Below are 13107 nucleotides of genomic sequence, written 5' to 3' on the forward strand. Positions count from 1 at the left end.
TACCTTAAATATAAAGGTATAAGTTATTCTTTTTATTATTTATAGCACCGCTTGACTAAATATCATTGACTAAAGAAACGTATGTTCGTATAATTGGATATATGTTAAGGAGGTTTCCTCGAATGTACAATTATAGTAACGAACCTAGAAAAGTCATCTTTATGATTGATTCAAAATCTTTCTATGCTTCTGTCGAATCAGTTGCACGCGGTCTTAATCCATTACGCTCTATTCTCGTTGTTATGTCTACAGCAAAGAATACAGGTAGCGGGTTAGTACTAGCTGCTAGCCCTATGGCTAAGAAAATATTTGGTATCACAAACGTATCACGAGCTACTGATGTTCCAATTCATGATAAACGTTTAGTTGTTGCCCAACCCAGAATGAATCTTTACATAGAAGAGAACTTAAAAATCAATAAGCTATTTCAACAATTTGCCTCAAATGACGATATTCACCCATACTCTATCGATGAGTCAATTATTGATATGACGACTAGTTGGAAACTTTTCGGAAATAGTCCCTATGAAGTTGCTCGTAAAATTCAACTTGCGGTCAAAGGGGAAACAGGAATTTATACAACCGTTGGTATTGGTGATAATCCACTTCTTGCTAAATTAGCTCTGGATATTGAAGCAAAACATAACCATAGTTTAATTGCTGAATGGCATTATGAAGACGTCCCCGATAAGTTATGGCCAATAACACAACTTGACGATATCTGGTCAATTGGATCTAAAACTGCCGAAAAATTACAAAAAAATCATATCAATTCAATGAACGATTTAGCTCACTTCAACCCATATGAATTAAAAAACAAATTTGGCGTAATTGGTAGCCAATTATTTGCGTTTTCTTGGGGAATTGATCGTTCAATCATTCATGATAAATATACCCCCAAGGAAAAATCCTATGGTAATAGCCAAGTCTTACCAAAAGACTATGTTATCCAATCTGAAATTGAAGTCGTTATTCGTGAAATTGCAGAACAAGTAGCAGCACGATTACGTTCTCATCACAAAGTGGCTACTGTCATTAATTTAGGCATTGGATTTTCTTTAGCCGAAACGACAGATTCTGGAAAAAGATATTCAGGCTTTGGTAGTTCATTAAAAATTGATTCAACAAATAGTAATGCCCAAATCACAAAATATGCCATCGACCTATTTCGAAAAAAATGGCGTCATGAAGCTCTAAGACATATTAGTATTTCGTGTGGCAAATTAGTTGACGATAATAGTCAACAATTAGACATGTTTGACACTAATAATACGGAACAAAAGAATCACAACTTGGACAATACCATTGACATCATACGAAAAAAATATGGTTTTAAATCGATCGTAAAACTTTCCAGTAAGTCTGAAGGTGCAACAGCTATTTATCGCGCTGGGTTAGTCGGTGGCCATGCTGGGGGTAATACCTATGAGTAAAACAACTGATGTTGATGCAAATTTGATAAATCAATTTTTAAAATATGATTATCACGATCGCGGTATGATGAAATGGCAAGGATTCTATTTAAGCGACCATACATCGGCTCGAACAAAAAAATTAAACGAAGAGACACGAAAACAGAAATTAACACATGACATTAAGATGAATGATACTAAAATTGCAGAAGTAATCAATTTGGCAATCATTAAATCCACCCCTGTCACTGTTGATCTCACTAATAAAAATTTGGATGATACACTTTTAGAACCTATACAGGGACTCATTAATGGCTGGTATGAAGATAATATAATTATCAATCATATCACCGTTAAAATTAATGATATTCATGCAATATCATTAAGCCAAATGACTAATGGAGAAGGTAGAAGAAGTATATAAGTAGATAACTTCTACTTACTATACTTCTTCTACCTTTTTTGTTTGATTAATTATAAAAAAACCTCCAGTATTGGATTGGTCCAATACTGGAGGTTCACTTTACTATTTTTTTTATTAAGCTTCTGGTAAATCTAATGTTTCGATTTTTGAATCTAACACTGGAGCATCGTCAGCTTTTTTAACTTTTTTAGTTGTTTTCTTTGGTGCTGCTGATTCTTCCTTAACTTCTTTAGCAGGTTCTTCATCGGGTGCAAATAATTTTGCACGAACTTCTTGGTCCATATCATGTAACATATCAGGTTTTTGTTCCAAAATATTAACGACATTTGGTTTACCTTGACCTAAACGTTCGCCATGGTATGAGAACCATGACCCAGCTTTTTCAGCAATACCATTTTCAACAGCAAGATCTAAGATATCAGCAGTAGCTGAGATACCTGACCCGTACATCATATTTAATTCAGCAATCTTAAATGGTGGTGCTACCTTGTTTTTAACAACTTTAATAGTTGTTTCATTACCAATGACATCCGTACCATCTTTAATTTGTCCACGGCGACGAACATCTAAGCGAATTGTTGCGTAGAATTTTAAGGCACGGCCACCTGGTGTTGTTTCAGGGCTACCGAACATGACACCAACTTTTTCACGTAATTGATTAATAAAAATAACAGTTGTTCTTGTTTTGTTGATTGAACCAGCCAATTTACGGAGAGCTTGTGACATCATACGAGCTTGTAACCCAACATGAGCGTCACCCATTTCGCCTTCAATTTCTGCACGAGGAACTAAAGCTGCAACTGAATCGATAACGACAAGATCAACGGCACCACTGGATACCAAAGCATCTGCAATTTCTAATCCTTGTTCACCAGTATCTGGCTGTGATAATAGTAATCCATCAATATCAACACCTAATGCTGTTGCATATGCGGGATCCATGGCATTTTCAGCATCGATATAAGCAACTGTACCACCATTTTTTTGGACTTCTGCTGTTGCATGAAGTGCAATTGTTGTTTTACCAGAACTTTCTGGTCCGTATATTTCAACAATACGGCCTTTAGGAAAACCACCAACTCCCAATGCGTAATCCAATGATAAAATCCCAGTTGAAGTAACATCAATCTTCGTGTCAGCTTTGTCCCCCATCTTCATGATGGCACCTTGTCCGAATTCTTTTGTAATTGCTGATAACGCTTTTTCTAGTGCTGCTTCGCGTTCTTTACCGTCTTTTCTTTTGCCGTCTCCGGTTGCAATACTTCTGTTAGCCATAGTTAGTAACCATCCTCTCAATAGTAGAACATCTGTTCGTTTCCATTTACTTATCATACCTCATTAAAATTTATATCGCAAGCGTTAAATCATCTTTACCGAAAATAAAAAGAACGATGCAATTATCGTTCTTACTAGGTATCGATGTATTCAATTATACTGCATGCTCATTAATTAAGTACGCCATTTTCTTAAATAATTTCTATTTATTTAACTTATTCCATCGATTCAATCTGACTAATTGTCTCTTTTAAAACGCGTCTGAACGTTGCAAGATCCTGCCCTGTAACTTGCGTTTCCAATTTACTTTCCAATTGATTCCAAAAGTCACTATTAAAAGTTGTTAGACCTTTATACTTATCCGTAACAGATAAGTGAACAACTCGTTTATCTGTTATATCAGCCTTTTTTTCCACTAATCCTAATGTGATTAATTTTTTCAAATGGTAATTCGTATTTGGCGTTGATTGATTCAACAATTTTGAAACGCGTCCAATTGTTGGACTGTTCAACTGTTCGATCGCATTTAGATAATAAGTATCAATTGTCCCCAATTGTTTAATGTTCATTAGTCCATCTTGTTTCCCATACAAGCTCAACAACTGATTTAATTTGTTGAAAGTCCCACTTAACTCAATCATTTTGACCCTCCTAGTTATAGATCGCCTTAGTTCCCACCCAAAATAAAGCAAAAAATTATTGATTTCTAATACATAAATGTTTATTTGACTTATTATAATGTAAAAAGAGGCGTATACACAAGTAATACGTCCCCGATTTTAATAAAAATATGTTATCACTGAAAACGTTTAACTACCTGTAACTGTTGAACCTTGCCAGCTAAGCATTCCGCCATATACATCAACAACATCATAACCTTTTTCAAATAGGATATCTGCAGCTTGTGCACTACGACGTCCTGATCGACAAATAATATATGCTTTACCTGTTAATTCATAATCGTCAACTTCATCTAACGGAATATTAATTGACCCAGGAATATGGCCTTCAGCAAACTCGTCATCTTCTCGAACATCAATAATCTGTGGCTTTTGTGCTAATAATAGGTCAAGTTCCGTAGTCGTAATTGTTGGAATATCATCTTCAAAGTTCATTTAGTTACCCTCTTTTATTTAGTTATGGTTTTTATTAGTCTGTATCAATTTATTATCTATATTATCATATGTTTTTATTTCATATTTTTCAAATATTTAGATTTTAATATTGATAGATTTAGAAGGCTCTAAGGTAAGACTTACGTCTCTTTTTAATTGGGAACAGCGTAGGTTATAACATAATACTAAAAATGGGTACTAAAAAGCCACTCCATAATAACGGAGTGGCCTCTTTATATTTAATTATTACTATCATGTATCACATGTTGATAAGAAACTAAGTTCTTCTTTAATTTTCCAAAAATTTTAACCAATGAATCATGAGCACTTTCCGTTGAACGATCTTCGGCTAAGTACTGCCACGTTGAAATAATCAATAACAGTGACACAAAAATTAATGGGAACCCAGCTAATAAACAGATAGCTTGGATTGTTTTAAAACCACCAACGAAGACGATACCAAATGAGAATAACATGAAAATTCCCATCCAAACCAAGCGGTTAAACAAACTTGGTTGCTCTGTCGGTTTGAGTTTTGTACTAGTAAACGACGACACGATAAATGCAGATGATGAAATCGTCGTTGCTAAGAAGATAAAACATGAAATCGCATAGATAACTAACATTACGTATTTAAATGGCAATGTTGAAATAACTTGTGCAATTGCTGCAGCTTGACCATATACATTCAGTGTATGAATTAAATCAGCAGCTCCACTTTGTTGTAAATAGAGTGAATAACCACCTAAGATTGCGTAGAAACTCATACATCCTAAAGCACCATACGCAAGCATCCCTAATATCACCTGACGAATCGTTCGTCCACGCGAAATTCTAGCAATGAATAAGCCCATGAATGGCATGAAAGTTAACCACCAACCCCAATAGAAAATAGTTTCCGATTTAACAGGGTCAATCGCATGACCTAATCCTGAAGCTGTCCCTGTACTCATTGCTACAAACTGAGTAACCATCAGTACAAGACTGTTACCTTCTGACTTCAAAATATAAACCGTTGGTCCAACTAACAGAACAATTAACAAAAAGCCAATGGCTGTCCAAATATGAGCTGAACTCAATCGATCAATCCCACCCTTAATTCCTTTAAACATGGTTAACGTGAAAATGCTGAACAGGACAACAAATAATGCTAATTTTAAAAGTATTGTATCTTGGACTCCCGTTAATGTTGCGATAATTTTTGATAATACAGGTATTTCCATCCCAACTGATGAACCAACACCGCCCATAATACCGAAAACGACAAGAAAATCAATTATTTTTCGTAAGATTTTTTTATAAGGCTGATCCCCTTTTAACATAGGAATCACATCACTAACACACATAACTTTCGCTTTTTTAACGTACATAACGTATGAAATAATTACAGCTGAAGATGCAAACATCATCCACGCCATTGGACCCCAATCAAATTGACCTAACATGTGAGCATTTTGATAATTAGCAGGAGACATCGCTTTAGCACCAAACAAAGGTTGTTGCACGTAGCGAAGTGGATCAACCATGCTAAGCATTAAAATACTGGCATCAATGGCCGTCGCAAATACCATACTACCCCATTTAAAATCACTGTATGCCGGCTTTTCGCCTTTATTACCCAATGTAATTTTGCCATAATGGCTTAATGCAATATATAAAAAGAAAACAAAATTGAGAATATAGATACCAAGGTAAGCCCAACTCAAGTGGGCCGTAATAGCATCCATTATTGAACCTAATTCTGCCTTCAAACCAGACCCACCGAGTAATAATCCAACTGATACTAAAATAAATAATGCCACAGTCGGTAAAAACATTTTTTTGTCGATATTCTGTTTTTCTAAAATAAAAATTTCCTCCTAAATTTTAGAGCACGATCTTTAATTCATCGCCGTACTCACTCCGATAATTCTGCTTTTAATTGCACAAAAAAAGCACACTGATACAGTTTCTCCACTAGGGATATCTGCACAGCGTGCTTGTTAGCTTTGCTATCTTATACAAATACTCATAACGTAAATTATAATATTCTATCGAATCACTTACCTGGACTCACGTCACCGTTATCATCTAGATAACGAATAATTCGTGCCGGGTTACCCGCAATTACGAGATCATCACCAAACGATTTTGTGACCACAGATCCAGCGCCGACAACGACTCGATTACCAATCGTAACTCCTGGTAAAATCGTGACGTGTCCACCCATCCAGACACTATCACCAACCGTAATTGGTTTACCCATTTCAACATCCGCATCACGTAATTTTGCAGATAAGGGGTGTACTGGCGTGTAAAATCCAACGTCTGGTCCAATGTAACAATGATCACCAATTGTGATTGGACAAGTGTCCAACATCGTTAAATGGTAGTTCGCATAAAAGTGATTTCCGATATGAATATTAAATCCATAATCAAATTCGATTCCCGTTTCGGCCCAAAAGTCTTCACCGGAATCAGCCAATAATGCTTTAATATTTGTATTTTGTTGCTTATTATCGTCAAGCTGGTTAATTGTCCGCAGTTTTCTCCGAATCAGTTCTCGTCGTTCAACTAGTTCAGGATCCAACTGCTCATACGGTTCACCATCTGACATCTTTTCTCTCTCAGTTTTTATCATGTTATAAGAATACCACTTATGTCATGATTTGTTAAATAGAAATTTATTTTCTATAAACACAGTAAAATAAAGCTATTTTATTAACATTAATTGAATTGGATTAATTTTAATTAGAGTAAATTTTAACCCTATTATTACAGAAAAATCTTCTAATAACAATTCACAGCATATTCGCTGTTCATCAATCATTAGAAGATTTATTTAACTTATTTTATCAACAAATAGTTGTGTTATTTGTTTAGGTCTTGTAATAACGCCACCGACAACTGCCGAAAATGCGCCAATATCAAATGCTCTCTTAACTTCTTCTGGAGTCGTTGTATGACCCTCCATAATAACAGGGATTTTAAGATTTTTAATTAACTTTTCTAGTAAATCAAAATCTGGGCTATCCCTTTCGTCCGTATATTCTGTATATCCTGACATCGTTGTAGAAACCATATCAAATCCATTTTTTTCAGCCATAACGCCTTCTTCATAATTAGAAATATCTGCCATGGCTAATCTATTTCCTTCATGAATTTTATTGACTAAATCAGTTACCTTTTCATTATGAGGCCGTTGTCTAACCGTTGCATCTAATGCAATAATCTCAGCGTCAGTTTCCAGTAATTCATCTACTTCTTTCATCGTTGCTGTAATATAGACTTCTGAATCTGCATAATCTCGTTTGATTATGCCAATCAACGGTAATTTTACTTGTTTTTTAATTTCTACAATATCAGAAACTGAATTTGCTCGTATCCCCACAGCACCACCCATCTCAGCTGCAAGGGCCATTCTCCCCATGATAAATGAACTAAATAATGGTTCACCTTCTAGTGCCTGACAAGAAACAACTAACCCATTCTTTATTTCATCTAAATTCATCATATTATCTCCCTTTATATATCACTAGCATTTGTCTCAATAACTTGTTTATACCAATCAAAACTATCTTTCTTGTAACGTTTCAATGAGCCATTTCCATCGTCATCTTGATCAACATAAATGAACCCATAACGTTTACTCATTTCTGAAGTTGATGCGCTAATTAAATCAATGCAGCCCCACATTGTGTACCCCATTAAATCAACACCATCCATAACAGCTTCTTTCATTTGAATGATATGTTCTTCAAGATACTTAATGCGATAGTCATCATGAACTTTGCCATCATCGCCTAACTTATCTAGGGCCCCAATTCCATTTTCAACAATAAATAGTGGCACACGGTAACGATCCCACATTGCATTCAATGTGATTCTTAATCCAATGGGATCAATTTGCCAACCCCAGTCACTTGTTTCTAAGTAAGGATTTTTTTCACCATTAATCATATTTCCTAACGATGTATCACCCGTTTTGCCAGCTGAAGTGACCGTTGACATATAATAACTAAAACTAAGGAACGCAACTTTGCCCATTTTAAGAATAGCTTCATCCCCTGGCTCCATCACAATATGAACATCATTTTCTTTGAAATAGCGGTTCATGTATTCAGGGTATTCGCCGCGGACTTGAACATCGGTGAAGAACAAGTTTAAATTATCATTTTCTTGAGCGGCACGAACATCTGCTGGATTAGGCGTTGATGGATAAGTTTGCATTCTAGCAAGCATACAACCTACCACAAAATCAGGATTAATTTTCCGTGCTTGTTCAACTACCAAAGCACTTGCGATAAATTGGTGATGAACAGCTTGATACCGAATTTGTAATTGTTCTCTCTGTGTTAATTCACTGTCAACAGCACCCGTTTCCATGAAACCAAATGAGCTAACATTAATTTCGTTAAACGTTAACCAATATTTAACCTTATCTTTAAAACGGTTAAGTACAACGTCCGTGTAATGTGTAAAACTAGCAATTGTGTCACGGCTTACCCACCCATTTTGTTTAACTGTCAAATCAAGTGGCATTTCATAATGCGATAATGTGACAACAGGTTCAATATCATACTTAGCTAACTCATCAAAAACGCGGTCATAAAATGCTAACCCAGCTTCATTGGGTTCCGTTTCATTACCATTTGGAAAAATTCGTGCCCATGCCATAGACATCCGGTATGTTTTAAAACCCATTTCTGCAAATAATTTAATATCTTCTTTATAATTATGATAGAAATCAATCCCACGACGTTTTGGATAATGGTCAGTGGTTTTATCGTCCATCGCTTCTTCAATGACTTTCATTGTGACAGAACCAAGATTCATTTCTGTTCTTTTTTCAGATTTACGAATAACTTCAGCAGTAGTCATCCCTTTGCCATCTAAATCCCAGCCACCTTCAACTTGGTTTGCAGCTGTTGCGCCACCCCATAAGAAACCTTTTTTAAACCCTTTTGGATAATCTGTTTTATACATATTAATACACTCCTTCAAAGTTTTTTGTTTAACTTATGTATCTGTGAACTATTTCAAATAGAGGTTTTACTAGTTTTTTTCAAAAAAATTACCTATTGATAACTAAACAAATAGTTATCAATAGGTAATGCCTGATCGAATCAGTTACAGCCCTTATTTGACAAATTAAGTATATCAAATATAGTAAGCGCTGTCAAAGTTAGTTTAAAGGCTTACTCACCTTGCCTTATTTTTTCAATAACCTGAATAATATTAAACGTATCCTGTAGGCTATGTCGCTCACAAGTCTTTGCACCAATTTCAACTAGATTAATAAAAGCTTGAATTTCAAGCGTCATATCATCTCCAACGATACTATAGTCCCGATTAATTTTTTGTCCATCATTTAATTCAATCGTATATTTTTCAATTCGATTATACATTGGAATAACGATACGACCTTGTTGCCCAACAATAATCGCAACTCGCGGTTTAGCTTCATTTATTGCGCCTTCAATGAGTGCCTGAGCGCCTTTTTCAAAATGTATCGTTGCTGAAAATTTTTCATCAATCCCATTATGCATGTCTAATTTTGATTCAATATGCGAAATATCTGAACCTAAAATTTCTAACACAAAACCAATTGGATAAGTACCGATATCGTTCAAAGCACCACCCTGTCCTTTTTGAAGTAAATATGAAGTTGCTTTTTGAGATGGAATGGCATTAGAACAAAAGTTAGCTGACATGGTTTGGATGGGTCCGATTGAAGCTAAATCTTGTTTTAAATGATCCATACCGATGTTAAATTTTGTTTTAAACGCTTCAACAAATAAGGTTTGATTTTCACTTGAAGCTAATTCAATTTCTTTCATATCTGTCGTTGTTAGTACAGCCGGTTTTTCACAAAATACCGGAATATTTAGCTTCAACGCCTTTAGTGACCACTCTTTATGCAACATATGTGGCAATGCGATATAAACGCCATCAATCGAATCATCGCCTAAAAGAGCTTGATATGAATCATAAATGGTTATATCTGGATTATTCGCTTTAAACACATCGTCATTAAATAATGACTTTGATCCAATTGCTGTAACTTGTCCATTTTTTGTATATCGAATACTTTCATAAAATCGCTTTGCAATATTACCGTAACCAATAATTCCAAAATTCATTGTTCTTATCTCCATTTCTATTTAACCGTTTTCATTAATTATAGCCGACTCATACAGTATGCACCAAATTAAATTTCAAACTCAAAAAGGTCACCCCATTTCCGGGGTGACCTTCTCGTGATTCAATCTTATTTTTTAACCTACAAGTTCAATTTTGTTTCCTTCAGGGTCCAAAATGACTGCTTCATAATAGCCATCCCCTGTTGTCCGAGGGCCACTAACAACTTCTATTCCAGATTTTTTAAAATCAATCACCATTTGATCAACGGTCACATGATTCTCAACAGAAAAGGCTAAATGTGCATAACCAAATCCATCAGGATAGCGATCTGTAATATCCGTTCTCGTCATAATTTCTAATCTTGCTTGACCATCTGGAAAGCTCAAAAAGTATGACGAAAATCCTTTAGTCCCATTGTCATAACGCACACCAAAAGTTGCCTTAAAATTAGTCACATAAAAATCACGCATTGCTTCAAGATTTTCTACCCATAAACCAACGTGTTCGATTTTCATTTGCTTAAACCTCCGTTGTTTCAATCGGAAAAACTAATTCAAATTCCTCACAAACCACTGGCATTGTCTCATCAAATGTCTTATTAACACTTTCTAATTCTTCTTCAAAAAAAGATTGATGAACACTTCGCCAATAAGCTAAATTTCTATCGCCTTCGCCTTCAAGAAAAGCATGCTCTTCTGTAACTTCGTTAAATGGTGTCACATAAACTTTTATTGTTTTCGTAATCGCCATTGGATTATCTTTATAATCAACAATGACATTGTAATCGCCAACTTTTGGTAAAGGTTCTTCATCAAAATATAAATTATAAGCTGACGATGTCCCTGTTTTAAGACCATCTAAAACTAATTTACCTAATTCTAACGTTTCTTTCTTAGTGACGCCAAATGACCATGCATCATAATTATCATGTTCAATTTTATTTGCCTTTTTAAATGCTTGCCAATACTCATAAATTGTCATATGAACTCTCCTTCAAGAATTTAATCTTCTGCGTTTAATATATCTAAGAACAACTCACCATATTTTTCCAATTTACTTTCACCAACACCTTTAACATCCAACATATCAGTTAACGTTTCCGGCATAACCTCACACATTGAATATAACGTTTTATCAGAGAAGATAACAAATGGCGGTACACCTTGTTCCTCTGCTAATTCGCGACGTAATTGTCTTAATTCTTCAAATAGTTCATTATCTTCAGGTAATGCTTGTTTAACTTTTACAGCCATTTTACGTGTAACTTTAGTTTCACCTTTTAAGACGCCAACTCCTTCTGCAGCAAGTTGCAGAACCGGATATTGGCCGCTTGAAGCCTGTAAAAAACCTGACGCAACTAAATAATCAATCAATCCAGAAACTTCCTTCTGCGATTGATCTTTCATCAGTCCATACGTAGGTAATTCATCAAATCTAAACTGCATCACCTTTTGGACTTTTGAACCTGTTAAAACTTGTGCGACTAACCCTTTACCAAAATGTTCACCCATCCGTTTTACACATGATAAAACCTTTTGGGCATCAATCGAAATATCTTGTGCATCTCGTGTATCCAAGCAATTGCCGCAACGGCCACATTCTGGTGCTTCATCGCCAAAATAATTCACAATTGTCTGTTGTAAACACTGTTGCGTGTTTGCGTATTGCGTCATTTCTTGTAATTTTAAATACTCATGTTTTTTATTAACATCATCCATTTCAGATTGGTCAATGAAAAAATGTTGAATCTGAACATCTTTTAAATTAAAAAGTAAAATTGCTTCACTTGGCAAGCCATCTCGTCCAGCACGTCCGGCTTCTTGATAATAAGCTTCTAAACTACCAGGTATCTGATCATGGATTACAAATCGAACATTACTTTTATCAATTCCCATCCCAAATGCATTCGTCGCAATCATTACCTGAACACGATCGTACAAGAAGTCTTCCTGATTCTGACGACGTTCATCTTCTTGCAACCCGCCGTGATACATCGCCACTTTAATCTTAGCTTTTTTTATTAATTTCGTTAACCGTTCGACTTCTTTACGCGTACTTGCATAAATAATACCAGATTGTTGTTTCTGTCCCTTTAAATACTCGAGTAAGAAACGATCACTATTTTGATCTTTAACGACTTGGAAGGCTAAATTTTCACGTGAAAACCCAGTTTTAACTTCATGTATAATCGATAATCGTTGCATAATATCCGCAGCTACTTGAGTTGTCGCTGTCGCTGTTAATGCAATAATCGTCGGATTCGAATTCAAACGTTGAATCGTTTCCGTTAAGCGTAAATAACTAGGACGGAAATCGTGCCCCCATTGTGAGATACAGTGCGCTTCATCAATAGCGACAAGATCAATTCTTAATTCCGCTAAATCTGCCATAAAACCATCAGAATCTAATCGTTCTGGTGACACATAAAGTAACTTAACTTCACCACGAGCAGCTTGATTAAAGCGTTCACGAACCTCCGTGTAATCTAGCGTACTATTGATAAAGGTTGCTGGAATGCCATTTTCATTTAAAGCATCAACTTGATCCTTCATTAAAGAAATTAAAGGAGATATCACTAACGTTAGTCCATCTAATATAAGTGCTGGAATTTGGTAACATAGCGATTTTCCGCCGCCTGTAGGCATAATAGCTAAAACATCTTCACCCGTTAGAATACGATCAATAACTTCTTTTTGACCTTGGCGAAAATTGTCGTACCCAAATTTTTCTTTTAAAACTGATTGTGGATTCATATAAT

13 protein-coding genes are annotated in these 13107 nt (G+C 35.4%); 2 read left to right on the top strand and 11 right to left on the bottom strand.

Translation table 11 applies throughout. The features are described from left to right. Nucleotides 1-122: 122 nt before the first annotated feature. A complete protein-coding gene (locus tag AC1RP4_RS04745; protein ID WP_481761582.1) occupies nucleotides 123-1433 on the top strand; it encodes a Y-family DNA polymerase in 1311 nt (436 codons plus the stop codon). Continuing rightward, a complete protein-coding gene (locus tag AC1RP4_RS04750; RefSeq protein ID WP_481761583.1) occupies nucleotides 1426-1836 on the top strand; it encodes a hypothetical protein in 411 nt (136 codons plus the stop codon). Before AC1RP4_RS04745 ends, AC1RP4_RS04750 begins: the two co-directional genes overlap by 8 nt. 114 nt (nucleotides 1837-1950) lie before the next feature. On the opposite strand, the gene recA is transcribed toward AC1RP4_RS04750, so the two are convergent. The 11 genes from recA to recQ form a co-directional block, all read right to left on the bottom strand. Continuing rightward, a complete protein-coding gene (recA, locus tag AC1RP4_RS04755) occupies nucleotides 1951-3111 on the bottom strand; it encodes a recombinase RecA (protein WP_481761584.1) in 1161 nt (386 codons plus the stop codon). 215 nt (nucleotides 3112-3326) lie between these two features. Then, nucleotides 3327-3752: a MarR family winged helix-turn-helix transcriptional regulator gene (locus AC1RP4_RS04760; protein WP_409022061.1), complete on the bottom strand. Its 426-nt coding sequence runs from the start codon at nucleotides 3750-3752 to the stop codon at nucleotides 3327-3329. Nucleotides 3753-3920: 168 nt separating this feature from the next. Beyond that, nucleotides 3921-4226: a rhodanese-like domain-containing protein gene (locus AC1RP4_RS04765; protein WP_481761585.1), complete on the bottom strand. Its 306-nt coding sequence runs from the start codon at nucleotides 4224-4226 to the stop codon at nucleotides 3921-3923. A gap of 239 nt (nucleotides 4227-4465) precedes the next feature. After that, nucleotides 4466-6043 carry a BCCT family transporter gene (locus AC1RP4_RS04770; RefSeq protein WP_481761586.1) on the bottom strand — a complete coding sequence of 526 codons (1578 nt, stop codon included), beginning with the start codon at nucleotides 6041-6043 and terminating at the stop codon, nucleotides 4466-4468. 221 nt (nucleotides 6044-6264) lie between these two features. Continuing rightward, entirely contained in the window at nucleotides 6265-6846 is a 582-nt protein-coding gene (locus AC1RP4_RS04775; protein WP_409022058.1) for a sugar O-acetyltransferase, read from the bottom strand. A gap of 201 nt (nucleotides 6847-7047) precedes the next feature. Next, on the bottom strand, nucleotides 7048-7719 hold the full coding sequence (locus tag AC1RP4_RS04780) for an N-acetylmannosamine-6-phosphate 2-epimerase (protein ID WP_481761587.1): 672 nt from the start codon (nucleotides 7717-7719) through the stop codon (nucleotides 7048-7050). Nucleotides 7720-7730: 11 nt separating this feature from the next. Then, nucleotides 7731-9191 carry a glycoside hydrolase family 1 protein gene (locus AC1RP4_RS04785; protein ID WP_481761588.1) on the bottom strand — a complete coding sequence of 487 codons (1461 nt, stop codon included), beginning with the start codon at nucleotides 9189-9191 and terminating at the stop codon, nucleotides 7731-7733. A 212-nt stretch (nucleotides 9192-9403) separates the two neighbouring features. After that, complete coding sequence (locus tag AC1RP4_RS04790; RefSeq protein WP_481761589.1) at nucleotides 9404-10348, bottom strand: Gfo/Idh/MocA family protein; 945 nt, start codon at nucleotides 10346-10348, stop codon at nucleotides 9404-9406. Between the two features lie 135 nt (nucleotides 10349-10483). Then, a complete protein-coding gene (locus AC1RP4_RS04795; protein WP_481761590.1) occupies nucleotides 10484-10864 on the bottom strand; it encodes a VOC family protein in 381 nt (126 codons plus the stop codon). A 4-nt stretch (nucleotides 10865-10868) separates the two neighbouring features. Further along, nucleotides 10869-11330: an ASCH domain-containing protein gene (locus AC1RP4_RS04800; protein ID WP_481761591.1), complete on the bottom strand. Its 462-nt coding sequence runs from the start codon at nucleotides 11328-11330 to the stop codon at nucleotides 10869-10871. Nucleotides 11331-11350: 20 nt separating this feature from the next. Further along, nucleotides 11351-13102 (bottom strand): DNA helicase RecQ, encoded by a 1752-nt coding sequence (gene recQ, locus AC1RP4_RS04805; protein WP_481761592.1) that lies wholly within the window; start codon nucleotides 13100-13102, stop codon nucleotides 11351-11353. Nucleotides 13103-13107: the final 5 nt, after the last annotated feature.

This window comes from Dellaglioa sp. CoH-56-MRSF-10, assembly GCF_056782175.1.

Excerpts from the sequence above, each read along its gene's own strand:
- AC1RP4_RS04745 (WP_481761582.1), top strand. The coding sequence starts at position 123 with ATGTACAATTATAGTAACGAACCTAGAAAAGTCATCTTTATGATTGAT.
- AC1RP4_RS04750 (WP_481761583.1), top strand. The coding sequence starts at position 1,426 with ATGAGTAAAACAACTGATGTTGATGCAAATTTGATAAATCAATTTTTA.
- recA (WP_481761584.1), bottom strand. The coding sequence starts at position 3,111 with ATGGCTAACAGAAGTATTGCAACCGGAGACGGCAAAAGAAAAGACGGT.
- AC1RP4_RS04760 (WP_409022061.1), bottom strand. The coding sequence starts at position 3,752 with ATGATTGAGTTAAGTGGGACTTTCAACAAATTAAATCAGTTGTTGAGC.
- AC1RP4_RS04765 (WP_481761585.1), bottom strand. The coding sequence starts at position 4,226 with ATGAACTTTGAAGATGATATTCCAACAATTACGACTACGGAACTTGAC.
- AC1RP4_RS04770 (WP_481761586.1), bottom strand. The coding sequence starts at position 6,043 with ATGTTTTTACCGACTGTGGCATTATTTATTTTAGTATCAGTTGGATTA.
- AC1RP4_RS04775 (WP_409022058.1), bottom strand. The coding sequence starts at position 6,846 with ATGATAAAAACTGAGAGAGAAAAGATGTCAGATGGTGAACCGTATGAG.
- AC1RP4_RS04780 (WP_481761587.1), bottom strand. The coding sequence starts at position 7,719 with ATGATGAATTTAGATGAAATAAAGAATGGGTTAGTTGTTTCTTGTCAG.
- AC1RP4_RS04785 (WP_481761588.1), bottom strand. The coding sequence starts at position 9,191 with ATGTATAAAACAGATTATCCAAAAGGGTTTAAAAAAGGTTTCTTATGG.
- AC1RP4_RS04790 (WP_481761589.1), bottom strand. The coding sequence starts at position 10,348 with ATGAATTTTGGAATTATTGGTTACGGTAATATTGCAAAGCGATTTTAT.
- AC1RP4_RS04795 (WP_481761590.1), bottom strand. The coding sequence starts at position 10,864 with ATGAAAATCGAACACGTTGGTTTATGGGTAGAAAATCTTGAAGCAATG.
- AC1RP4_RS04800 (WP_481761591.1), bottom strand. The coding sequence starts at position 11,330 with ATGACAATTTATGAGTATTGGCAAGCATTTAAAAAGGCAAATAAAATT.
- recQ (WP_481761592.1), bottom strand. The coding sequence starts at position 13,102 with ATGAATCCACAATCAGTTTTAAAAGAAAAATTTGGGTACGACAATTTT.